The organism is Nocardioides sp. AE5, assembly GCF_031844485.1.
GTDB lineage: Bacteria > Actinomycetota > Actinomycetes > Propionibacteriales > Nocardioidaceae > Nocardioides.
Genome location: NZ_JAUZVI010000009.1, coordinates 1 through 20605 on the forward strand (window position 1 = coordinate 1; position 20605 = coordinate 20605).

The following is a 20605-nucleotide window of genomic DNA, read 5'->3' on the forward strand; positions in this document are numbered from 1 at the left end:
GGCGACCGGGGGAGGAGCGAACAGTTCGGAACCCCCGGGCGCTGCCGCCATCGGCGGCCCGACGCCCGGCACCGTCGAGGGCCTCGACGATGTCACCTGGTTCACCCCCGCGGCGATCGACGCCACCGAGGACCTGCCGGCCGGATATGCGGAGAAGTGCGCGACGACGGTGGCCAACTCCGACGTACGGCGGTGCGACTTCGGCGACCCGAACGCCGACACCGTGCTGGCCCTGGTCGGTGACTCGAAGATCATGCAGTGGGAGTCGGCGATCCGGCAGGTGGCCGACGACAACGGCTGGCGGGTGGTCACCTTCTACAAGTCGGCGTGCGCCTTCCAGGGAGCGATGGTGGTGGCCGACGGGGCGCCGTACACCGCCTGCGCGGAGTGGAACGAACGGGCACTCGCCGACGTCCTCGACCTCAAGCCCGACCTGGTGCTCACCTCGCATGTGAAGAACACCGCACTGGCCGACCCCGACAATGTCCGCTCCGCCAAGCGCCAGGTCCTGGTCGACGCGCTCGTGGAGCGCTGGCAGGAACTCGAGGACGCTGGCATCCCGGTCGCGGTGATCCTGGACAACCCGAACCCACAGTCCTCGATCTATGAGTGCGTCGCCGAGAACCCGGACGACCTCGCCGCGTGCACCTTCGACCGCAAGAAGGGGCTGGCCTACAGCGGCGCCCCGGCGCTCGCCGCGGCGGCAGCGGAGATGGACGACGTACCCGTGATCGACCTCAACGCATGGATCTGCCCCGAGGAGCAGTGCGTGCCCGTCATCGGCAACGTGCTCATCTATCGCCAGACCTCCCACCTGACCGACACCTACGTCCGGTCACTGGCGCCCAGGCTGGCCGGGCAACTGGTGCCGATCGTCGAGGAGACCGGCAGGGACTGAGCTGCGTAGTAGCATCGCAGCCGTCCCGCCAAGCGCCCCAGGAGCCATCCCCACGTGACGAGCACCGCTCTCGAGTACGACGTCCTGATCGCCTCCGACCTGCGCTTCCCCGGCGGCACCTCGCACAGCATCGCCGAGGAGGTCACTGCCCAGGCGCGCGCCGGCCTGCGGACCGGTCTGATCCACCTCAACGGTCCGCTGGTGCGCGGCCTGCACCCGGTGAACCCGAAACTTCGCCGCGCGATCGAGTCCGGCGAGGCCGACCTGCTCGTCGGGCAGCGTCGGGTCCGCGCCCGGGTCCTGGTGATCCGGCATCCCGCCGTCGCCCAGCATGCGCTGGCGCAACTCCCACCGCTCGAGGTGGAACAGGTGATCGTGGTCGCCAACGCCGGTCCGGTCGACGCCCGCGGCACGGTCATCTATGACGTGGCGACGGTGACCCGCGAGGTGACCGAACGCCTCGGACACGTGCCGAAGTGGACCGGGATCGGGCCCGCGGTCCGCAAGGAGATCGCCCCTGCCGTGGATCCGGTCCAGTTGCTCGACGACTGGGTCAACATCATCGACGTCGACGCCTGGGCGGTGGAGCGGCCCGAATGGACCGCGGACCGGCCGGTGATCGGCCGACACAGCCGCCCGCACCCACAGAAGTGGCCCCGCGACGTGACCACCCTGCGCCTGGCCTATCCCACCGACGGGTCGGTCACCGTCCGCGTGCTCGGCGGCGCCGAACCGGCCGAGGACCTGCTGGGGACACTGCCGTCGAGCTGGACGGTGCTCCCCTTCGGAGCAGTGGGACCACGCGAGTTCCTGGCCGGGCTCGACTTCTTCGTCTACTTCCACGACCCCGGCCTGGTGGAAGCCTTCGGCCGCACCATCCTGGAAGCGATCGCGAGCGGCGCCGTAGCGATCCTGCCGCCGCACTTCGAGGAACTCTTCGGGCCCTCGGCCGTCTACACCACCCCCGACGGAGTCGCGGCCACCGTTGCCGCCTTCCGGGCCGACCGGGCCCGGTACGACGCCCAGGTCGAGACCGCCCGCCAGGAGATCCGCGCCCGGTTCGGCCACGAGCAGCACGCATCACGGATCCGTGCCCTGCTGGGCCAGGACGCCACCCCCGACCTGGCGGCACAGGAGCCCCCGGCGGCCCGCGACGCGGCCACCCTGCTGGGCCGGAACGCCCGCCCCAAGGTGCTGCTGATGTCCAGCAACGGCGCCGGCATGGGCCACCTGACCCGCCTGCTCGCCTATGCCCGCGCGATGGGCGACGACGCCGAGATCCGGTTCCTCTCCCTCTCCCAGGCGGTGCCGCTGGTCGGCCAGTTCGGCTTTGACTTCGAGTACGTCGCCTCCTCGCAGGGCCTCGCCATGCCGCCCGGCCTGTGGCAGGACGTCTATGTCACCCGGGTCTCGGACGCGATCGGTCGGTTCCGGCCCGACGTCGTGGTCTTCGACGGCACCTGGCCCTACAACGGCACCCCCGACATCCGCGCGCAGCACCCGCAGGCCCGCTGGATCTGGTCGCGCCGCGGGATGTGGCGCGCGGACGCGAACGGCGAACAACTGGCCAAGACGGGCTGGTTCGACGAGGTCCTCGAGCCGGGGGACCTCGCTGCGCCGTACGACCGTGGTGCCGCGCGCAACGAACCTGCCCACCGGGTCGGGCCGGTGACCTTGCTCGACCCCGCCGACCTCGACCCGCGGGCAGAAGCCCGCAGCGCACTGGGGCTGCCTGCCGACGGACCACTGGCCCTGCTGTCACTCGGCGCCGGCAACATCAACGACACCAGCGGCGACATCGGCGCCGCCACCGCGGCACTCGGCTCACTGGGGGTCGGGGTCTGCCTCACCCAGACCGCGATCGCCAGCACGCCGGTCAGCACTGCCCAGGTGCACCTGGTCAAGGACTACCCGCTCTCGCGCCGCTATGCCGCCTTCGACGTCGTGGTCAGCGCGACCGGATACAACTCCTTTCACGAACTGATGCGGATGGGCGTGCCCAGCCTGCTGGTGCCCAACACCGCCACCGCGCTGGACGACACCGAGGCACGGGCCCGCTATGCGGCCGACCAGGGTTGGGCGTTCAGTGTCGACAAGGTCACCGTTGACGGCGCCACCCCGCTGCTGGAGAAGTTGCTCACCGACGGCCCGCAGATGGTGGCCGGTGCCCAGGCCGCGGACCCGGGCAACGGTGCCGTCGAAGCGGCGCGCCTGATCCTGTCCCTCGCCGAACGGACCTCACGATGAGTGGTTACAGCAAATCCCTGCCACACCGGGCCCTGCGACGGGCACGGCGCAGCCCCCGGGTCCAGAAGGCCGCCGGCAAGGTGCTCACCAAGATCCGCTCCAGCGACAACGCCCGCGAGGTGGTGAACCGGATCTTCGCCGGCTCGCGCCACCGCCACAGCGGCCCGCCGCGGCGTTATCCGCCGGCCGGGAACCTGCTGGCCGGGACCGGCCTGGACCACCTCCCGGTCGCGATGGTCTCGCTGCTCGCGACCCCCGCCGAGCAGGTGGACGAGGTGATCGACGAGATCGCCCGCCTCCAGGTGCTCACTGCGGCGTTCCGGCCGATCTTCGTGATGACGCATCCGCGACTGGACGCACCGCGCCGCTATGGCTGGGCCACCGAACTGCTCATCTCGCCCGAGGAGTGGGAGCGGTCCGGCTGGGACGAGACCGAGGAGCCGTGGGAGGAGTACGCCGCGGCCAGGATCGCCCAGGCCATCGACCTGCACGACCCGGCGCTGATGGTGCACGTCCCCGCTGAGGGGATCGACGCCGCCCAGCGCCTGCTCTTCCGCGGGCTCAGCCCCGACCTGCGCAAGGATCCCGCCGAGTGAGGGACAACGGGTGGATTCCTCGTCACCTGGTGACTGGGAATCCACCCGTTGTCGCTTCCCGGTGCCTCAGTGCAGCACCTTCAGGCCGACCACGCAGCCGATGATGCCCAGCAGCAGCAGGACCCGCAGGGCCGAGACCGGTTCCTCACCGGTCGCCATCGCATAGACCACCGTGAGCACGGCGCCGATGCTGACCCACACGGCGTACGACGTGCCGGTGGGCAACTCCTTCATCGCATAGGCCAGCCCGCCCATGCTGACCACCAGGGCCAGGCCGAAGACGACGGTGGGGCCGAGCCGGGTGAATCCTTCGGACTTGCCCAGGGCGGTGGCCCAGACGGCCTCGAACGCTCCGGAGACGATGAGCACGAACCATGACATGACGAGCAACCTCCGCTGCCAGTCTTGTCGCGTCACCGGGTACTGGTAGCCCTCGTCCGGGGGCCTGCTGCGGCCCTGCGCCCATCCTAACGACGGCGGATCGGGATGGCACCTCGCGCGGCAAGGCGGATCAGGAGCAGGTACGCCGCACCCGCGACCAGCCCCCAGAAGGCAGCGCCGATGCCGGCGACGACCAGTCCCGAGGCGGAGACCACGATCGTGATCGCGGCGGCCTCGCGGTGCTCGGTGTCCCCGAGTGCGGCCGCGGCTGCGCCGGCCAGGGTGGCGAGCAGGGCCAGACCGGCGATCGTCTCGACCAGGCCGGCCGGGGCCGCCACCGCCACCGCGGTGACCAGTGCGGAGAGCGGCCCGAAGGCGAGATAGGTGAACCCGCACGAGACGCCTGCGACCCAGCGCCGGTCGGGGTCCGGGTGCGCCTCCGGCCCGGCGGCCAGGGCTGCGGAGATGGCGGCAAGGTTGATCGCGTGCCCACCGCCCAGCGCCCCGGCCACCGACGCGGTCCCGGCATAGGTGAGCGGCGCCCGCATGTCGGGGCGATAGCCGAACCCGGCCAGCACGGCGATGCCGGGGATGTTCTGCGAGGTCATCGTGACGATGAAGAGCGGCACCGCGATCGCCAGCAGGGCCCCGGCGTCCCACTGCGGCGCCACGAACTCGACGACCGGGACGAGACTGGCGCCGGCGAGTTCACCGAACGTGCCGGAGACGATCAGCACCACGATCGCAGCGACCAGCGCACCCGGCACCGCCCAGCGCCGGGCCACCGCCATCAACACCAGCCAGGCCAGGATCACCGGTGCGATCGCGGCCGGTTCCTCGGCGACGGCCAGGAACGGTGCCGCACAGAGGACCAGCAGCACCCCGGCGAGCATCCCGTTGGCCAGCGGCGCCGGGATCATCGCCACCACCCGGCCCAGTGGGCGCACCAACCCACAGAGCGCGAGCAGCACCCCACACGCCATGAAGGCGCCCACCGCTGCCGGGAACCCTCCGTGCGGCACGGCGGCCGTGGCGAGCAGGGCCGCACCGGGCGTGGACCACGCCAGCGTTATCGGCGTACGGGTGCGCCACGAGAAGACGACACAGCCCAGGCCCATCGTCACGCAGAGCACGAGCAGGCCCGAGGCAGCCTGGTCGGTCGAGGCGCCGACCGCCCTCAGGCCGGTCAGCACCACCGCGAACGAACTGGTGAAGCCGACCAGCCCGGTCACCACGCCGGCCAGGACGGCCCAGCCGATGCTGACGGTCGCTGCGCCGGGCGGCGCAGATGGCCCGGACGGCCCGGATGGCGTGGACATGGAGCGCAGGCTATCGGTGCGCCGGGGCGCCCGGAGTGCGTTGCTGCATCCGGGCGCCCGCGACCAGTAGCGTGGACCCATGCAGGTCGTTGCCCACCGTGGGGCCAGCCATGAGATCGCCGAGCACACCTTGGGCGCCTATCTGGAGGCGATCCGGATCGGGGCCGACGGGCTCGAGTGCGACGTCCGGCTCACCGCCGACGGCCATCTGGTCTGCGTCCACGACCGGGACCTGCGGCGTACGGCGAGCAACCGCGGCGTGGTCTCCACGATGGACCTCGACGAACTGGACGCCCTGGACTTCGGCTCGTGGAAGAACCCGTGGCACGACCTCGACGACGAGGCGCCGGACCGGGATCCCGAGCTGTCGAAGGTGCTCACCCTGCGCAAGTTGCTGGAGACCGTCGCCGACTGCGGGCGCCGGGTGGAGTTGGCGATCGAGACCAAGCACCCGACCCGCTATGGCGGCCTGGTCGAGCGCCGCCTGGTGCAACTGCTCGACGAGTTCGGCTGGACGGGCGCGGACGCGCCCGTGCGGGTGATGAGCTTCTCGCTGACCGCGATGCAGCGGATCGAGGCGCTCGCCCCCGACCTGGCCCGGGTGATCCTGATCGAGAAGGCCCACCACTGGCCGGTGCTGCGCCGGCTGATCGGCAAGGACTGGATCATCGGCCCCGGGATCGGGGAACTGACCGACCACCCGGGCCTGGGGCGACGGCTGCGCGAGGCCGGCCGCCGGGTCCACGTGTGGACGGTGAACACCGACGAGCAACTCGCCCTCTGCCAGGACCTGGGGGTCGAGATGATCATCACCGACCGGCCGGCGTACATGCTTGAGAAGGTTCGCGGGTAGCCTGCCCGCCATGGGAAAGCGCTCACGCACCAAGAACCGCGCGGCTGCCGCGACGAACGAATCGACCGAAGCCGCGGGTGCCGTCGGCCCCCGGCAACCGTGCCCGTGTGGCTCGGGTCGGCGTTACAAGGCCTGCCACGGCGCGGCAGGGGGTCCGCCCCCGGCGTACGTCGCCCGCCCGTTCGCCGGGTTCGCCGGTGAGACCGACCTGGTCGCGCTGCGTGAACTGGTCCCAGCCGCGACCGCGCCGCTGCGGCTGAAGGACTCCGACCGCGAGGTGCGGCTGTGCACCCTGCTGCCCGGCGCCACCCCCGGCATGGTCCGCGAGAACGGCGCGATCTGGCTCGGCCTGCAGGTGCAGCACAACTATGGCGACCCGTCGCGTGACCTGGCCGCGGTGCTGGAGCGTGCCCTCGGGCATGCCGAGGCGGGCGAGTCCGGGAGCGTCGGCCTGCCCGAGGCGCCGGGGGACGGCCCTCGCTTCACCGACCTGGTCGTCGACGGCCCGCTCGAGGTGACCGTCCACGACGACTTCGGCTTCTGGCTCGACGACGTCGAGGACCGTACGCCGGAGATGGACGCCGCCCTGGAGCAGGCCAGCGGGGCGATCCACCCGACCGTGAAGCTGGCCGGCGTGGAGTCGGCGTACTGGACCAACGTGGGCAGCAAGGAGCACCTGCGCTGGGCGATGCCCGAGGACGAGGACGTGCTGCTGACTGCGCTGGCGCGCCTGCACGTGCGCGGCGATGACGTGCTCGTCGAGGGCGCCCGCCTGGTCGGGATGTTCCGTGCGCACGGCATCCTGGTGCCGGTCTGGGACCTGCCCGTGGGCACCGGTGCCGAGGTGCTCGAGGAGCCGGCCAAGGCGTTCGCCACCGCCCTTGCCGAGGCGCTCAGGGATGACTCCGACCTGACCTCGGCGGAGCGTTCCGCGAAGTCGTCGCTGGCCGGTCGACAGGTCACCATCCGCTGATCACTTGGGCGGTCCAAGTGCTGTTGTGAATCGGCGGGTTTTGACGTAGGTTTTCCCCAGCCCGGTCGTTGTTGTATCCCCCGTCAACAACGACCGGGTCCTTGCATTTCCGGACGCGTCGATCGAGTGGTCACTGGGAGAGGTTCCGGAGGCTGTTTCGCCTCTCCGAGTGACCACTCGATGGGGCGGCCGGGCGTGGGCCGGCGGCTGGGTGGCCGGCCTGGTGCAGCCGGCTCAGGCGGGGAGTGGGTCCCGCGCGATCGGGCACGACATGCACCGCGGCCCACCGCGGCCCGAGCCGAGTTCGGAACCCTCGATCCGGATCACCTCGATGCCGGCATCCTCCAGCCGTGCATTGGTTTCGTCGTTGCGGACGTAGGCGATCGCCACCCGCGGCGCGATGGCCAGGGTGTTGTTGCCGTCGTCCCACTGCTCCCGCTCGGCGGTGACCGGGTCCAGGCCGGTGTCGATCTGGTGCAGGGTGTCGATCTGCATCGCCTTGGCCGCGGCGAGCAGGAACGGCTCGGGCTCGGCGACCTCGAGGCGGAAGGTGCTCGAGTCGGAACCGTTCGGGTCCGCGTCGGGCGCGGTCACCGCGAACGCCTGCAGCGAGTCGGCGACGTTCGGATACATCACGATCTTGTCGACGTCGACCATGGTGCAGATCGTGTCCAGGTGCATGGTGGCGCGCTCCTGGGCGATCGGCACTGCGAGCATGGTGTGCGCCAGGCCGGCATGGAACACCTGGCGGGCGAGCCGCTCCACGCCGGCAGGGGTGGTCCGCTCCCCGACGCCGACGGCGATCACGCCGGGCGCGAGCAGGAGTACGTCGCCCCCCTCGACGTGTTCGCTGTGCCACCCGTGCAGGGTGCGGGTCCCGCCCGGTGCGTCGCGGAAGCGGGGGTGCGAGGTGTAGATCAGCTCGGTCAGTTGCGTCTCGCGGCGCCGGGCCGGCATCGCCAGGGAGGTGATCGCGACCCGGTCGCGGATCCAGACGCTGGAGTCGCGGGTGAAGAGCAGGTTGGGCAGCGGATCCACGAGGAACTCGTCACTGGGCAGCAGTGAGGTGACCAGCCCGTGGCCGCCGCGGACCTCGTCGTTGCGGATGCCGGCGGTCAGATAGCCGGTCAACTCCTTGGGAGGGCAGTCGGCCAGGGCGCGGGCCAGGTAGTCACGCAGCGTGTCACCCAGGTGCAGGCCCGAGAGGGTGGTGGTGATGGCACGGTGGCGCGCGGTCTCCTCGGCCAGCGTCTCGGTGAGCATCTGGGTCAGGTGGAGCACCTCGACACCGCGGTTGCGCAGGGTCTCGGCGAAGGCGTCGTGCTCCTCCTGGGCACGGGAGACCCAGGGGACCCCGTCGAAGAGCAGGCGGTCGTTGTTGCGCGGGGTCAGCCGCGCCAACTCGGCCCCGGGCCGGTGCAGCATCACCGTGCGCAGCGTCCCGACTTCACTGTCTGCCCCATGATCGGCCATGCACGCCACTGTAGGGGGAGCCCTATCCTGAGCACCATGCCCGACGCGCCGCACACCCCAGACCCTGACTCCACGGTTCCCGGCCCGGTCCGCTATGCCTACCTGGGCCCCGAGGGCACCTTCACCGAGCAGGCGGCGCGCGCCCTGGCCGCAGGCGGCCCGGCGACTGGTGGCTCGGCGACGGGTCCGGCTGCGACCCTCGAGCCGGTGACCACGGTGACCGTGGCCCTGGACCGGGTCCGCTCCGGCGACGCCGACGGTGCCGTGGTGCCGATCGAGAACTCGGTGGAGGGGTCGGTCCCGGTCACCCTCGACGAACTGGCGACCGGGCGCGAGTTGATCATCACCGCCGAAGTGACGGTGCCGATCGAGTTCTCCCTGCTGGCCCGGCCCGGCACCGCGATCGAGGACATCAGGGTCGTCGGGACCCACCCGCACGGCGCCGCGCAGACCCGGAAGTGGGTGGCCGCGCACCTGCCCGGGGCGACCGTCGTACACACGAACTCGACGGCGGCCGCTGCCGCTGGGCTGGCCGACCACAGCGCGACCTGGGATGCCGCGATCACCGCGCCCCTGGCCGCCGACCACTACCGGCTGGCCACCCTGGCCACCGGGGTCGCCGACAACGCCGGCGCCGAGACCCGGTTCGTCCTGGTCACCCGTCCCGATGCCCCGCCGGCGCCGACGGGGGCGGACAAGAGTTCGCTGGTCGCCTTCATCGAGCACGACCGGCCCGGCCTGCTGCTGGAGTTGCTGGAGGAGTTCGCGCTGCGCGGGGTGAACCTGTCGCGGATCGAGTCGCGGCCGACCGGCGCCGGACTGGGCCACTACTGCTTCTCCATCGACTGCGAGGGCCACATCGCCGAGGCCCGGGTGGGGGAGGCGCTGATGGGGCTGCACCGGATGTGTGACGACGTACGGTTCCTGGGGTCCTACCCGCGCGCCGACGGGGTCCGCCCGGAGGTGGAGAAGGGCACCGGCGACGCCGACTTCGCCGAGGCCGAGGCCTGGCTCGCGCGCCTGCGCAACGGGCGCTGAGGTCACGCCGTACTCTCTGCGGCATGGACATTGCCCTTGCCTGCTTGGCGATCGTGCTTGCCGCGGCCGCGTTGATCCACTCCGTCCTCGTCGCGCGCAAGCGTCCCGAGCCGGACGGATCGGGCGTCGAGGCGCTGCCCGAGGACGTGGTCGGCCTGCGCCAGGAAGTGGCCGCGCTCCGTGCCGAGGCCCGCGATGCGCTCAAGCACCTGGCCGTGGTCCGGTACGACGCGTTCGGTGACATGGGCGGGCACCTGAGCTGGTCGGTGGCGATCCTCGACGACGCCGGCAACGGGATCGTGCTCACCTCGATCCACGGCCGCAGCGAGGCGCGCACCTATGCCAAGTCGATCGCCGGCTGGGCCTGCGAGCAGCAACTCTCCCCGGAGGAGGAAGAGGCGATCGGGCACGCGCGGGGGCGCTGACGTACGCCGTCGCGCTGGCCTCAGCGACCACCGCGAGCGAGATCGTCCCGCTCGCCAAACTGCTCCTGGCCAACATGGAGTGAGTCGTCGGAAGCCGGTGGACCGCCCGGTCCGCCGAACCGTACGCCGCGCAGGTGCAGGTTGACCAGCACGCTGGTGATCGCCGCCCACACGCACCACAGCGAGACCACGCCGCCCTGGTTGAGCGCGGCCAGAGCGGCCACCACGACCAGGTTGAGCACGCCGAAGAGTTGCAGCGGTCTGGACCGCGCGAGCAGGGCGGGGCCGAGGCAGGCGATGGCATAGACCGGCAGGATGTGGTCGCCGATGTGTTGCCCGGCGAACCAGGTGATCTGGTGCCCGTCGATGCGTCGTCCCGGTGCTTCGGTGCCGAGGATCCCGAAGAGCATCCACGCCGCGGCCAGTCCGGCGACGACGAAGGCCAGGTCCAGGCCGCGGGAGCGGCCCAGGCGCAGCGCTGCGAACGCGACCGGCACCAGGATCGGCACCAGGATGACGGCGATCAGGGCATAGACGTACGCCGCGGTGTCGCCGGTGCACTGGCCGACCTTGCCCTGCAGGTGCCACCACACCGGCACCTCGGTGAGTTGGTGCACGCCGAAGACGATCGGCAGCGAGGCCAGCGGCAGTTGCCGGCGCGAGGTGACGTGGCGCAGCCCCTCGATGCCGATGCCCGTGACCAGCAGCCCGGCTGCGATATCCATCTCGGGGGAGAAGCACACGAGAAGCAACTGTAGGAGGTGGCGACTGCGCGGCACGATTCGGCGACGGCAATGCAACCCTCCGTGCATCCCAGATTGGTACCATCATGACCGTGAGCACCCAGATCGCAGTGCGGCTGCCGGACGACCTCGTCGAATGGATCGATGACCTGGTCCGTTCCGGGGCTGGTTCACGGGCAGCCGTGACGGCGAAGGCGCTGCGCCGCTATCGCCGCCAACTCGAAGCGGAGCATGACGCTGCGGTCTACCGCGACCAGGGAGGCTATCCGGACCTCGAGGAGTGGGCCGGCCAGTCCCGCACCTTCCCCGAGATCGACTGATGAGGCCGATCCGGCTGGCCCGGATGGAGAAGACCCGGCCGGTGCTCGTGCTCACCCGGGAACGGGCGCTCGACGCGATGTCGTGGGTGACCGTTGCCCCGATCACCTCCACGGTCAAGGGCCTCTTCACCGAGGTCCCGGTCGGACCTGCGAACGGACTCGACCACAGCTGTGTCATCTCGTGCGACAACCTGCAGACCATCCCGACCTCGCAGTTGGGGCGGACGATCGGGTTGCTCCATGAATCCCAGGAGCCGGCGCTGGCCCGAGCCCTGGCCAGCGCCTTCGACCTCCGGGTCGAGGACCTGACCTGATGGGCCCGATGATCCGCGCCGCCAGCCTGCGGGGCTTCGTGCCGCTGGTGCGCGAACTCGGCGGCGACCCGGCGGCACTGCTGGCCCGCTTCGGGATCGACCCGGCGGCCCTCGACTCCGACGACAGCCTGATCGACCTTGCTGCCCACGACCGGATGCTCGACGGGGTCGCCGACGAACTCGGCTGCCCCGATCTCGGGTTGCGCCTCTCCCAGCGCCAGGACCTGACCATCCTCGGACCACTCGCGGTCGCCATCCAGGCATGCTCGACGGTTGCGCAGGCCATAGAGGTCGCCTCGAAGTTCCTCTTCGTGCACAGCCCCGGCCTCAGCGTCGGCGTCGAGCCCGATCCGGACGGCGTACGCGGCGTGGTTGCGGTGACCTATCGCAAGGACCTCCACGCCCCGGCGTACCCGGCGCAGGCCATCGAACTCGGCGTCGCCCTGGTCCACCGGATCTCCGTCGCGATGATCGGCCAGGACACCGGCCTGCGCTCGGTGCACCTGCCGCACCAGCCCCTGTCGGCGGTCCAGGGGTACGTCGACCACTTCGGCGCCGACGTACGCTTCGGCAAGCCGTTCCCCGCCCTGCGCGTGGAGCGGCGCGTGCTCGACGAAGCGTTCGCGACCGCCAACGAGGCGATCCGGCTGCTCGCCCTCGATCACCTCGCCACCCATTACGCCGACCCCGGCGCCCGGATGGCCACCCAGGTGGAGCGCGCACTGGTCGAGTCGCTCGCGGTGGCCCCGCCCAGCCTGCCCGGCACCGCACGCCTCTTCTCCGTGCACCCGCGCACCCTGCAACGCCGACTGGCCGCCGAGCAGACCAGCTTCGAGGAGATCCTGGACGACGTACGCCGCCGCGAGGCCGAGCGGCTGCTGACCACGACCGACCTGCCGCTCGGTCAGGTCGCGGGACTGCTCGCCTTCACCGAGCAGTCCACGCTGAGCCATGCCTGTCGGCGCTGGTTCGCAATGACGCCGCGGGAGCTGCGCGGCCGCGCAACCCTGTCGTCCTGAAACAAGTTTCTGGGTCCGGGGTCGTCGCAGAATGGGCGGGCACGCGCAGCAACGAGGAGCAGCATGACCCAGCAGACCCCACCCGGAGGCGCCGTCGTCACCGGCGCCGGCCGCGGACTCGGCAAGGAGATCGCCCGACTCCTGGCCCACCGCGGCCACCACGTCCTGGTCACCGACGTCGACGCCGACCTGGCCGCCGAGACCGCAGCCGAGATCGGCCACGGAGCCACGTCGTACGCCGTGGACGTGCGCGACCGCGACCAGGTCGACGCCGCCCGCGACCTGGTCGTGGAGCAGGCCGGCAGCCTCGACACCTGGGTCAACAACGCAGGCGTCCTGGTCACCGGGCCCGCCTGGGAGCAGTCGGCCGACACCCACCGGCTGATGCTCGAGGTCAACGGACTCGGCACGGTCAACGGCACCGTCGCCGCGATCGAGGCGATGCGCGAGCGCGGCGGCCACATCGTCAACATCGTCTCCCTGGCCGGCCTCACCGCCGTGCCCGGCGAGGCCGTGTACGCCGCCTCGAAACACGCCGCGATCGGGTTCAGCCTCTCCACCATGGCCGACCTGCGCCTGGCCGGGATCGACGACGTCACGATCTCCTGCATCTGCCCCGACGGGATCTGGACCCCGATGCTGCACGACAAGCTCGACGACCCCGCCTCGGCGCTCTCCTTCTCCGGCAAGCTGCTCCAGCCCGACGAGGTCGTCGCCGCCGTCGCCTCGGTGCTGGACCGTCCCCGCCTGGTCACCACCCTGCCCGGCTGGCGCGGCGTGGTCTCCCGGCTGGCCGACCTGGTGCCGCCACTCGGCCTGCGCGCCGCACCGCTCGTGGTGGCCCAGGGACGACGTACCCAGCGCCGACTGCTCGCCCAGGGAGGGCCGAAGAAATGACCCGCATCGCCATCATCGGCACCGGCTTCGGTGGCCTGGCCGCCGCCATCGAACTGCGCCAGCGCGGCTTCGACGACATCGTCATCCTGGAGAAGGCCGACGACGTCGGCGGCGTGTGGCGCGAGAACACCTACCCCGGCGCTGCCTGCGACGTGCCGTCGCCGTTCTACTCCTACTCGTTCGAGCCGAACCCGCACTGGCCGCACCGCTTCTCCCGCCAGCCCGCGATCCTCGACTACATCCGAGACGTCGTCGACAAGTACGACCTGCGCCGCCACATCCGCTTCGGCTCCGAGGTCACCGGCGCCACCTATGACACCGAGGCCGGCACCTGGCGCATCGACGTCACGGGCGCCGAACCGCTCGTCGTCGACGTCCTCGTCCCCGCCGTCGGACAACTCTCCCGCCCGGCGTACGCCGCGATCCCCGGCCGGGACGAGTTCGCCGGGCCCAGCTTCCACTCCGCCGAGTGGGACCACGACGTCGACCCGTCCGGACAGCGGGTGGCCGTGATCGGCACCGGCGCCAGCGCCGTCCAGTTCGTGCCCGAGGTCGCCGAGCGGGCCGGCCACCTCGACCTCTTCCAGCGCAGCGCCCCCTACCTGCTGCCGCGCCCCGACACCACCTATTCGGGAGCGCACGGCCGGGTCTTCGAGAAGCTACCGCTCACCCAGTGGGTCGAACGGATCACCTGGGCGACCGCCACCGAGAGCCTCAGTGTCGCCTGGCTGTATTCGCGGCGCTATGCCGCGGTCCTGCGCGCCGCCTCCCGTGCCCACATGAAGCGACAGGCGAAGGCGAAGCCCGGCCTCTTCGAGAAGGTGTGGCCCGACTATCCGATCGGCTGCAAGCGGATCCTCTTCTCCAACGACTACGTGCCGGCCCTGGCCCGCGACAACGTCGACGTGCACACCACCGCCATCGAGCGGATCACCCCGGGCGGCGTGGTCACCACCGACGGCGTCGAGCACCCGGTCGACGTACTCATCTGGGGCACCGGGTTCAAGGCCACCGAGATCCTCGCCCCGCTCGAGATCGCCCGCAGCGACGGCCACCGGCTGGCCGACGAGTGGAGCGGCGGCGCGCACGCCTACTACGGGATGGCCGTGCCCGGCTTCCCCAACCTGCAGATCATGTACGGCCCCAACACCAACACCGGTGGCGGCTCCGTGATCTACTTCCTCGAGCAGCAGGCGAAGCACGTCGCGGACTACGTCGAGCACGTGGCGCGCACCGGCCGGCCCCACGTCGTACGCCGTGAGGTCGAGGCAGCCCACGATGCCACGGTGCAGGCGGCCCTCGGGGGCTCCGTGTGGAGCCAGTGCAACTCCTGGTATCGCCAGGCTGACGGACGGATCCCCACCAACTGGCCGGGGTTGAGCACCGAATATCGCAAGGGAGTGAGGTTCCGTGCCGATGACTACGAGCCCGCATGATGACCTGGGGCCCATCGACGTCACCGACGTGCGCGACCAGGCGCCACTGCGTCCGCGTGAGGACCCGTTCCGCGACGCCCCCGCACACCTGGCCGACCTGGCACCCGGCACCCTGATCCGCGCCCGGCAGGTCCGGCTCGGCTTCCTCGGCCTGATCGGCCAGCGCGCCCGCGCCTGGCAACTCGCCTACCGCAGCAGCGACCTGCACGGTGTCGCCGAGGTGGCGGTGACCACGGTCGTGGTGCCGGACGGATTCGAGGCCGGGGATCCCGCCCGGCTGATCGCCTACCAGTGCGCGATCGACGCCGTCTCCGACCGCTGCTTCCCCTCCTATGCGCTGCGCCCCGGCGCCCGCGCGTGGGGATCACTGCCCCAGTTCGAGTTGATGATCATCGCGGCCCTGCTGGACCGCGGGTTCGTGCTCACCCTGGCCGACCACGAAGGGATCCACGGCCACTTCGGTGCGCCGCGGGAGCCGGGCCACCGCGTGCTCGACGGCGTACGGGCGACCCTCGCCTTCGACGAACTCGGCCTGGCGCCGGACACCCCGACGGGGATGTTCGGCTATTCCGGTGGCGGGATGGCGACCTCGTGGGCGGCCGAGATGGCGCCGACCCATGCGCCCGAACTGGAGATCGTCGGCGCCGTGCTCGGCTCGCCCGTGGGCGATCCCGGCGAGGCGTTCCTGAAGCTGAATCGCGGCCTCAACGCCGGACTGCCCGCACTGGTCGTCTCCGGGCTGCGCCATGCCTATCCCGGCCTGGCCCGGCTGATCCGGCGCCATGCCTCCCTCGACGGCCAGCGTCGCCTGGACGACCTCAAGGAGCAGAGCACCGTAACGGCCGTGGTGACCCACGCGTTCAACGACTTCGACGACTACCTCGACATCCCGCTGGCCGACATGCTGGCCAAGCCCGAGGTGCTCCACGTCTTCGACGACATCCGCCTCGGCTCCCGGATCCCGACCTGCCCGTTGCTGGTGGTGCAGGGGGTGCACGACCAGATCATCGACGTCGCCGACGTGGATGCCCAGGTAGCCAAGTACGTCGACGGCGGGGCGCAGGTGCGCTACCTGCGCGACCAAGCCAGCGAGCACATCACCCTGATGGTGCTGGGCCTGCCGCGGATGATTGCCTGGCTGGAGCAACGCTTCGACGGCGCCCCGGCCTCCGTCGGCACCGACACGGTGTTCTCCCTGGCGCTCGACGTCCGTGCGCTGCCGCGGTTCGTGCGCCTGGCCCGCGCTGCGCTCAAGGTGCTCACCGGCCGCGCCTGAGGAGTGAGCCGGAGGTACGCCGAGGGACGAGGTGTGGCGGAGGCGAGCCCCGCAGGGTGGGCCTGATTCAGCACCGGTCGCGCTTGAGGAGTGGGCCGGGCTGGCGTGCGGCATCAACACGAGTTGTCGTGTCGTCTGCTGGCACCACGTGACTGCAACCGACATCGTTGATCAGTCTGCCGCGGTCAGGGCCGGACCAGCGGCAGCAGTAACAGCCAGCGGCAGCGGATGGCGCTCGTCGGCCCTCAGTCGTCGAGTTCGCTGGAGAGCACCTTGCCGGTGCCGGCGTCCAGGTCGACCTCGTGCCGCTGGCCGGAGCTGTCGATCACGTCCGCCTCCCAGATGACCCGGCCGTCCTCGGTGTCGAGGCTGAGCTCGGTGACCTGGCCGCCCGGGAACTCCTCGAGCAGGGCGCTCGCTGCCGCCTCGAAGTCTACGGTGGCGCCCTGGACCTCGGCGCGGTGCTCGGCCTTGTCGTCAGCAGAGTCTCGCTCCTCCCGCGGACCGCTGACCACCGTGGTGCCGTCGGCGGAGACGATCACCTCGAACCGGGTGCCGTCGGCGTCGACCACGTCGATCTCCCAGGTGCCGTCGCGCTCCGCCTCGATCGAGGACAGGGTGCTGCCGTCGACCGCTGCCTCGGCGGTGCGGCCCGCAGTGACGAGCGCGGTCGCGTCCGCGGCGGGTTCCTCGGCGAGCTCGCCGGCGGTCGTGTCGTCAGAGCCGGTCGAGCCGGGATCAGTCGGGGAAGCGCCCGTCGGGTCGGCGGCGGCGCTGCTGCCCGGGGCAGTCGGAGTCGAGCCGGACGGCCCGGCCTCGTCGTCACTCGAGCAGGCGGGCAGGGCCAGGACCAGGCCAGCAGTGGCCGCCACGGCAAGGGCGCGCATGCTCCGGCGCTGTCCGGTGCGGCGCAGTGTGGTTCGGTGCTCCACGACGGGCTCCCTTCATCGGTGCGGTCATGTCCGTCGTCCGTCGCCAGCGTACGTCGTAGGCTGACGCCATGACGCAGAGCGAGCCCAGGGTCACGATCGAGGTCAACGACGGCATCGCCGAGGTGGTGCTGAACCGCCCCGACAAGATGAATGCCCTCGATGCGGCCATGTTCGAAGGCATCCTCGGTGCCATCGACGAGATCGGTGGACGCGACGACGTACACGTCGTGGTCCTCTCCGGTGCCGGGCGCTCCTTCTGCGCCGGCATCGACCTGGCCTACCTCGGCGACCCGGCGAACCTGGGTGACCTCAACGTGCGCACGCACGGCGATGCCAACATGTTCCAGCAGGTCGCATGGGGCTGGCGCACGATCGACGTACCGGTGATCGCGGCGCTGCACGGCGTCGTCTTCGGTGGCGGCCTGCAGATCGCGCTCGGCGCCGACATCCGGATCGCTGAGCCGGCCACGAAGCTTGCCGTGATGGAGGCCCGCTGGGGCCTGGTGCCGGACATGGCCGGCTATCCGTTGCTGCGCGGATGCGTGCGCGGTGACGTGGCCCGCGAACTGGTCTACACCGGGCGCCAGGTCAGCGGCGCCGAGGCCGCCGAGATCGGCCTGGTCACCCGCACGGCCGAGGACCCGCACGCCGAGGCGATGCGCCTGGCCCGGGAGATCCTGGGCAGTTCCCGCGCCTCCCTGGTCGCTGCGAAGCGGATCTTCTCCCTCGCCCTGGACGACTGCGCGCCGGCGGCCGACGTACTCCTGGCCGAATCGCGCGAGCAGCAGGTGCTGCTCACCTCCGACGAGCCCCGCAAGCGGCTCACCGCGGCCCTCGGCGGCTAGCTGCCGCGACTGATCGGGGGAGCGGCGGAACATTCCGCTGGTGCGCACGGAACCGGGACTGGTTGATTGGCGTCTGACCACAGGCAAGCAACCACTCTCGGAAAGGTTCCACCATGAAGCGAACACTTGTCCTCGTCGCCACGATCGCGACCGCCTTCTCCGGCCTGGCTATCGCCACGGCCACCACTGCCTCGGCAGCGCCGCGCGGATGCCACGAAGCGGCCCCGGGCGTCTACGTCAGCCAGGTCGACGGGGTGAACCACTACTCGCAGGACTCCCGATGCGGCGACATCAACGACCTCCGCAACAGGCCGACCAAGCCTTCCAAGCCGTCCAAGCCCGCAGAAGAGCAGTGCCACGACGTCTACATCAACGGCCAGCTCGAGGGCCAGCTCTGTGGTGAGGGCCTCGACAAGCGGCCGGAGCCGCCGGCCGGGCGCGGTGGCGGCGGTGGCGGCTACTACTTCGGTGGCGGTGGGTTCTTCTTCTCCGGCGGCAGCATCCCGAACCCGAAGGTGACCGTGGGCGAGCTCGAGCAGGCCTGAGCCACGGCGTACGCCGGCGTCAGCTCGAGGTCAGGGACAGCTTTACCGCGAAGCCGAGGAAGACTGCCCCGACCGCCGAGGTGGCGCCGGCGGAGACGCCGCGCCGCTTGCGGAACGCCTCCGAGAGCCGGGTGCCGCCGAAGATCAGCACGCTCAGATAGGTGGCGCTGGCGATCTGGGCGAGGATGCCCAGGAAGAGGAACGAGAGCGCCGGCGAGGCGTACGCCGGGTCCACGAACTGCACGAAGAAGGCGACGAAGAAGAGGATCGCCTTGGGGTTGAGCAGGCTGATCACCAGGGCGCGGCGGAACGGCCGCTCGCGGCGCGGGCTCAGTTGCGGGGCTCCCTCGGCGACCAGGTCGCGCCGGGTGCGCCACATCGACCAGGCCGAGCGCATCATCGAGATCGCCAGCCAGCCCAGGTAGCCGGCGCCGAGATACTTCACCACGCCGAAGGCGAACTCGTTGGCCTGCAGCAGCGACGCGACGCCCGCGGCGGAGAGCACCATCAGCACGGTGTCGCCGGCCCAGACGCCAGCGGCCGCCCGGTAGCCGTCCCCGACGCCCTTGCGTGCCGCGACGGACAGGACGTAGAGCGAGTTCGGCCCGGGCAGCAGGATGATCAGGACGAGACCGATGAGGTACGTCGAGAGGTCGGTGATGCCCAGCACGGAGGGATCCTACGCCTGGTCGTCAACCGCCGCATCCGGTTTCGGGACGGCCAGGATCCGGGTGATCCGATTGCCGTCCACCCCGACCACGCGCAGCACCATGGTCGCTGCGTCCGCCTCGTCGCCCACGACGGCCAGGCGCCCCAGTTGCGCGATGACGAAACCGGCCACGGTCTCGTAGTCACCGTCGGGCAGTTCGCACCCGGTCTCCTCGGCAAAGTCCTCGATGCTCAGGTGTCCGGCAACCTCGATCGGCTCGCCCGGTGCCCGGTCGTCGTGGGTCGGGGTCGGCTCGGTGTCGTATTCGTCGGCGATCTCGCCGACCACCTCCTCGACCAGGTCCTCCAGGGTGACGATCCCGTCGGTGCCGCCGAACTCGTCGACCACGATGGCCAGGTGGGTGCGCTCCTCGCGCAGGGTGACCACGCTGGGCAGCACCCGGTTGGTGCCGGGCAGGTGCAGCACCCGCCGCTGTACGTCGGCCACGGTGCGGGTGTCGCCCGCGTCGACGGCGACCAGGTCGCGCACGTGCAGGAAGCCGGTGACGTCGTCGAAGTTGCGCCCGGTCACCGGATAGCGCGAATAGGCCTGGTCGCGGGCCCAGGCGACCGCCTCGACCAGCGGCATGGTGCCCTCGACGAAGGTCACGTCGCCGCGCGGCTGCATCACTTCCTTCAGCGTGCTGTGGGTCGCGGCGAAGACGTCGCTGAGGATCTGCCGCTCTTCGTCGGCCAGGCCCTCGTGGCTGGTCACGATCTCGCGCAGTTCCTCGGTGCTGACCTCGTCGGAGGTGGCGTTGGGGTCACCGCCGAGCAGGCGCACCATGGCGTTGGTGGAGACCGAGAGCAGCCAGATCACCGGCCGCATCGCGGTGGCGAACCGGGCCAGCGGCGGCCCGGTGATGGTCGCGATCCGGCTCGGCTGCTGCAGCGCGATCCGCTTGGGGACCAGTTCGCCCAAGACCAGCGAGAGGTAGGCGATCAGCAGCGTCATCGCGACCAGTGCGGCGGTGTCGGCCGCGTCGGTGCCCAGGCCCAGGTCGACCAGGTACGGCGCGATGTCCGGCGCGAGGGTGGATCCGCCGTACGCCGCGGAGAAGAACCCGGCCACGGTGACGCCAATCTGCACCGCGGAGAGGAACCGGTTGGGGTCGCGGGCGATCGAGGCCACCCGGGCGCCGCGCCCGCCGCGCTCCTCGAGCTGGTTGACCTGGGTCTCCCGCAGCGAGACCAGCGCCAGTTCGGTGGCCGCGAAGACCCCGCCCACGAGCACGAAGACCACGACGAGTCCGAGATTGAGCAGGGTCTGGGAGTCGATCATGCGCTGATCGTTCCACAGCGCGGCGCCGCGCCGCCGCGACACAGACGCTCGCGATCGGATGAATGACTCGCCGGTAACCCCTAGT

At 71.0% G+C, this 20605-nt stretch carries 22 protein-coding genes and 1 riboswitch; of the genes, 15 read left to right on the forward strand and 7 right to left on the reverse strand.

What is annotated here, in order from left to right:
- The 3 genes from Q9R27_RS13280 to Q9R27_RS13290 all read left to right on the forward strand — a co-directional run.
- A partial coding sequence (locus Q9R27_RS13280; RefSeq protein ID WP_311252869.1) for an SGNH hydrolase domain-containing protein occupies positions 1–898 on the forward strand: 898 nt, incomplete at its 5' end.
- Between the two features lie 54 nt (positions 899–952).
- On the forward strand, positions 953–3145 hold the full coding sequence (locus tag Q9R27_RS13285; protein WP_311252870.1) for a glycosyltransferase: 2193 nt from the start codon (positions 953–955) through the stop codon (positions 3143–3145).
- A complete protein-coding gene (locus tag Q9R27_RS13290) occupies positions 3142–3741 on the forward strand; it encodes a hypothetical protein (RefSeq protein ID WP_311252871.1) in 600 nt (199 codons plus the stop codon). Before Q9R27_RS13285 ends, Q9R27_RS13290 begins: the two co-directional genes overlap by 4 nt.
- A 66-nt stretch (positions 3742–3807) precedes the next feature.
- Here Q9R27_RS13290 and Q9R27_RS13295 read toward each other — a convergent pair whose 3' ends face one another.
- Complete coding sequence (locus Q9R27_RS13295) at positions 3808–4122, reverse strand: multidrug efflux SMR transporter (RefSeq protein ID WP_311252872.1); 315 nt, start codon at positions 4120–4122, stop codon at positions 3808–3810.
- A 14-nt stretch (positions 4123–4136) separates the two neighbouring features.
- Positions 4137–4201: riboswitch (guanidine-III (ykkC-III) riboswitch) on the reverse strand.
- Between the two features lie 7 nt (positions 4202–4208).
- The gene (locus Q9R27_RS13300; RefSeq protein WP_311252873.1) at positions 4209–5441 is read right to left on the reverse strand and encodes a benzoate/H(+) symporter BenE family transporter; all 1233 of its coding nucleotides are present in this window, start codon (positions 5439–5441) and stop codon (positions 4209–4211) included.
- Between the two features lie 79 nt (positions 5442–5520).
- Here Q9R27_RS13300 and Q9R27_RS13305 point away from each other — a divergent pair, with 79 nt between their 5' ends.
- Together Q9R27_RS13305 and Q9R27_RS13310 are read left to right on the forward strand one after the other, a co-directional pair.
- Complete coding sequence (locus Q9R27_RS13305) at positions 5521–6294, forward strand: glycerophosphodiester phosphodiesterase family protein (protein WP_311252874.1); 774 nt, start codon at positions 5521–5523, stop codon at positions 6292–6294.
- A gap of 10 nt (positions 6295–6304) precedes the next feature.
- The gene (locus Q9R27_RS13310; protein WP_311252875.1) at positions 6305–7267 is read left to right on the forward strand and encodes a DUF5926 family protein; all 963 of its coding nucleotides are present in this window, start codon (positions 6305–6307) and stop codon (positions 7265–7267) included.
- A gap of 234 nt (positions 7268–7501) precedes the next feature.
- Here Q9R27_RS13310 and Q9R27_RS13315 read toward each other — a convergent pair whose 3' ends face one another.
- A complete protein-coding gene (locus Q9R27_RS13315; RefSeq protein WP_311252876.1) occupies positions 7502–8740 on the reverse strand; it encodes an arginine deiminase in 1239 nt (412 codons plus the stop codon).
- 36 nt (positions 8741–8776) lie between these two features.
- On the opposite strand from Q9R27_RS13315, the gene pheA reads away from it, so the two are divergent.
- Both pheA and Q9R27_RS13325 read left to right on the forward strand, forming a co-directional pair.
- Positions 8777–9778: a prephenate dehydratase gene (gene pheA / locus Q9R27_RS13320; RefSeq protein WP_311252877.1), complete on the forward strand. Its 1002-nt coding sequence runs from the start codon at positions 8777–8779 to the stop codon at positions 9776–9778.
- 23 nt (positions 9779–9801) lie between these two features.
- Complete coding sequence (locus tag Q9R27_RS13325) at positions 9802–10203, forward strand: DUF4446 family protein (protein ID WP_311252878.1); 402 nt, start codon at positions 9802–9804, stop codon at positions 10201–10203.
- Positions 10204–10223: 20 nt separating this feature from the next.
- Here the strand turns inward: Q9R27_RS13325 and Q9R27_RS13330 are convergent, their stop codons facing one another.
- Positions 10224–10946: a DUF6629 family protein gene (locus tag Q9R27_RS13330; RefSeq protein ID WP_311252879.1), complete on the reverse strand. Its 723-nt coding sequence runs from the start codon at positions 10944–10946 to the stop codon at positions 10224–10226.
- Positions 10947–11038: 92 nt separating this feature from the next.
- On the opposite strand from Q9R27_RS13330, the gene Q9R27_RS13335 reads away from it, so the two are divergent.
- The 6 genes from Q9R27_RS13335 (at position 11039) to Q9R27_RS13360 (ending at position 16208) form a co-directional block, all read left to right on the forward strand.
- Complete coding sequence (locus tag Q9R27_RS13335) at positions 11039–11266, forward strand: ribbon-helix-helix domain-containing protein (RefSeq protein ID WP_311252880.1); 228 nt, start codon at positions 11039–11041, stop codon at positions 11264–11266.
- Positions 11266–11580 (forward strand): type II toxin-antitoxin system PemK/MazF family toxin, encoded by a 315-nt coding sequence (locus Q9R27_RS13340; protein WP_311252881.1) that lies wholly within the window; start codon positions 11266–11268, stop codon positions 11578–11580. The genes Q9R27_RS13335 and Q9R27_RS13340 overlap by 1 nt, the downstream gene beginning before the upstream one ends.
- Complete coding sequence (locus Q9R27_RS13345; protein ID WP_311252882.1) at positions 11580–12599, forward strand: AraC family transcriptional regulator; 1020 nt, start codon at positions 11580–11582, stop codon at positions 12597–12599. The genes Q9R27_RS13340 and Q9R27_RS13345 overlap by 1 nt, the downstream gene beginning before the upstream one ends.
- Before the next feature lie 63 nt (positions 12600–12662).
- On the forward strand, positions 12663–13496 hold the full coding sequence (locus Q9R27_RS13350; protein ID WP_311252883.1) for an SDR family NAD(P)-dependent oxidoreductase: 834 nt from the start codon (positions 12663–12665) through the stop codon (positions 13494–13496).
- A complete protein-coding gene (locus Q9R27_RS13355) occupies positions 13493–14932 on the forward strand; it encodes an NAD(P)/FAD-dependent oxidoreductase (RefSeq protein ID WP_311252884.1) in 1440 nt (479 codons plus the stop codon). The genes Q9R27_RS13350 and Q9R27_RS13355 overlap by 4 nt, the downstream gene beginning before the upstream one ends.
- Positions 14913–16208 (forward strand): lipase family protein, encoded by a 1296-nt coding sequence (locus Q9R27_RS13360; protein ID WP_311252885.1) that lies wholly within the window; start codon positions 14913–14915, stop codon positions 16206–16208. The genes Q9R27_RS13355 and Q9R27_RS13360 overlap by 20 nt, the downstream gene beginning before the upstream one ends.
- A gap of 245 nt (positions 16209–16453) precedes the next feature.
- Here the strand turns inward: Q9R27_RS13360 and Q9R27_RS13365 are convergent, their stop codons facing one another.
- Positions 16454–17140: a PepSY domain-containing protein gene (locus Q9R27_RS13365; RefSeq protein WP_311252886.1), complete on the reverse strand. Its 687-nt coding sequence runs from the start codon at positions 17138–17140 to the stop codon at positions 16454–16456.
- A gap of 68 nt (positions 17141–17208) precedes the next feature.
- On the opposite strand from Q9R27_RS13365, the gene Q9R27_RS13370 reads away from it, so the two are divergent.
- Both Q9R27_RS13370 and Q9R27_RS13375 read left to right on the forward strand, forming a co-directional pair.
- Positions 17209–17985, forward strand: a complete 777-nt coding sequence (locus Q9R27_RS13370) for a crotonase/enoyl-CoA hydratase family protein (RefSeq protein WP_311252887.1) — start codon at positions 17209–17211, stop codon at positions 17983–17985.
- A 113-nt stretch (positions 17986–18098) separates the two neighbouring features.
- Positions 18099–18530, forward strand: a complete 432-nt coding sequence (locus Q9R27_RS13375) for a hypothetical protein (RefSeq protein WP_311252888.1) — start codon at positions 18099–18101, stop codon at positions 18528–18530.
- 19 nt (positions 18531–18549) lie between these two features.
- Here the strand turns inward: Q9R27_RS13375 and leuE are convergent, their stop codons facing one another.
- Positions 18550–19200, reverse strand: a complete 651-nt coding sequence (gene leuE / locus Q9R27_RS13380; protein WP_311252889.1) for a leucine efflux protein LeuE — start codon at positions 19198–19200, stop codon at positions 18550–18552.
- 9 nt (positions 19201–19209) lie between these two features.
- On the reverse strand, positions 19210–20520 hold the full coding sequence (locus Q9R27_RS13385; protein WP_311252890.1) for a hemolysin family protein: 1311 nt from the start codon (positions 20518–20520) through the stop codon (positions 19210–19212).
- Between the last annotated feature and the right edge of the window lie 85 nt (positions 20521–20605).

Bases quoted from the DNA above. Each gene is read 5' to 3' on its own strand.
- Q9R27_RS13290 (WP_311252871.1), top strand. From the start codon at position 3,142: ATGAGTGGTTACAGCAAATCCCTGCCACACCGGGCCCTGCGACGGGCA.
- Q9R27_RS13295 (WP_311252872.1), bottom strand. From the start codon at position 4,122: ATGTCATGGTTCGTGCTCATCGTCTCCGGAGCGTTCGAGGCCGTCTGG.
- Q9R27_RS13300 (WP_311252873.1), bottom strand. From the start codon at position 5,441: ATGTCCACGCCATCCGGGCCGTCCGGGCCATCTGCGCCGCCCGGCGCA.
- Q9R27_RS13305 (WP_311252874.1), top strand. From the start codon at position 5,521: ATGCAGGTCGTTGCCCACCGTGGGGCCAGCCATGAGATCGCCGAGCAC.
- Q9R27_RS13310 (WP_311252875.1), top strand. From the start codon at position 6,305: ATGGGAAAGCGCTCACGCACCAAGAACCGCGCGGCTGCCGCGACGAAC.
- Q9R27_RS13315 (WP_311252876.1), bottom strand. From the start codon at position 8,740: ATGGCCGATCATGGGGCAGACAGTGAAGTCGGGACGCTGCGCACGGTG.
- pheA (WP_311252877.1), top strand. From the start codon at position 8,777: ATGCCCGACGCGCCGCACACCCCAGACCCTGACTCCACGGTTCCCGGC.
- Q9R27_RS13325 (WP_311252878.1), top strand. From the start codon at position 9,802: ATGGACATTGCCCTTGCCTGCTTGGCGATCGTGCTTGCCGCGGCCGCG.
- Q9R27_RS13340 (WP_311252881.1), top strand. From the start codon at position 11,266: ATGAGGCCGATCCGGCTGGCCCGGATGGAGAAGACCCGGCCGGTGCTC.
- Q9R27_RS13345 (WP_311252882.1), top strand. From the start codon at position 11,580: ATGGGCCCGATGATCCGCGCCGCCAGCCTGCGGGGCTTCGTGCCGCTG.
- Q9R27_RS13350 (WP_311252883.1), top strand. From the start codon at position 12,663: ATGACCCAGCAGACCCCACCCGGAGGCGCCGTCGTCACCGGCGCCGGC.
- Q9R27_RS13355 (WP_311252884.1), top strand. From the start codon at position 13,493: ATGACCCGCATCGCCATCATCGGCACCGGCTTCGGTGGCCTGGCCGCC.
- Q9R27_RS13360 (WP_311252885.1), top strand. From the start codon at position 14,913: ATGACTACGAGCCCGCATGATGACCTGGGGCCCATCGACGTCACCGAC.
- Q9R27_RS13370 (WP_311252887.1), top strand. From the start codon at position 17,209: ATGACGCAGAGCGAGCCCAGGGTCACGATCGAGGTCAACGACGGCATC.
- Q9R27_RS13375 (WP_311252888.1), top strand. From the start codon at position 18,099: ATGAAGCGAACACTTGTCCTCGTCGCCACGATCGCGACCGCCTTCTCC.
- Q9R27_RS13385 (WP_311252890.1), bottom strand. From the start codon at position 20,520: ATGATCGACTCCCAGACCCTGCTCAATCTCGGACTCGTCGTGGTCTTC.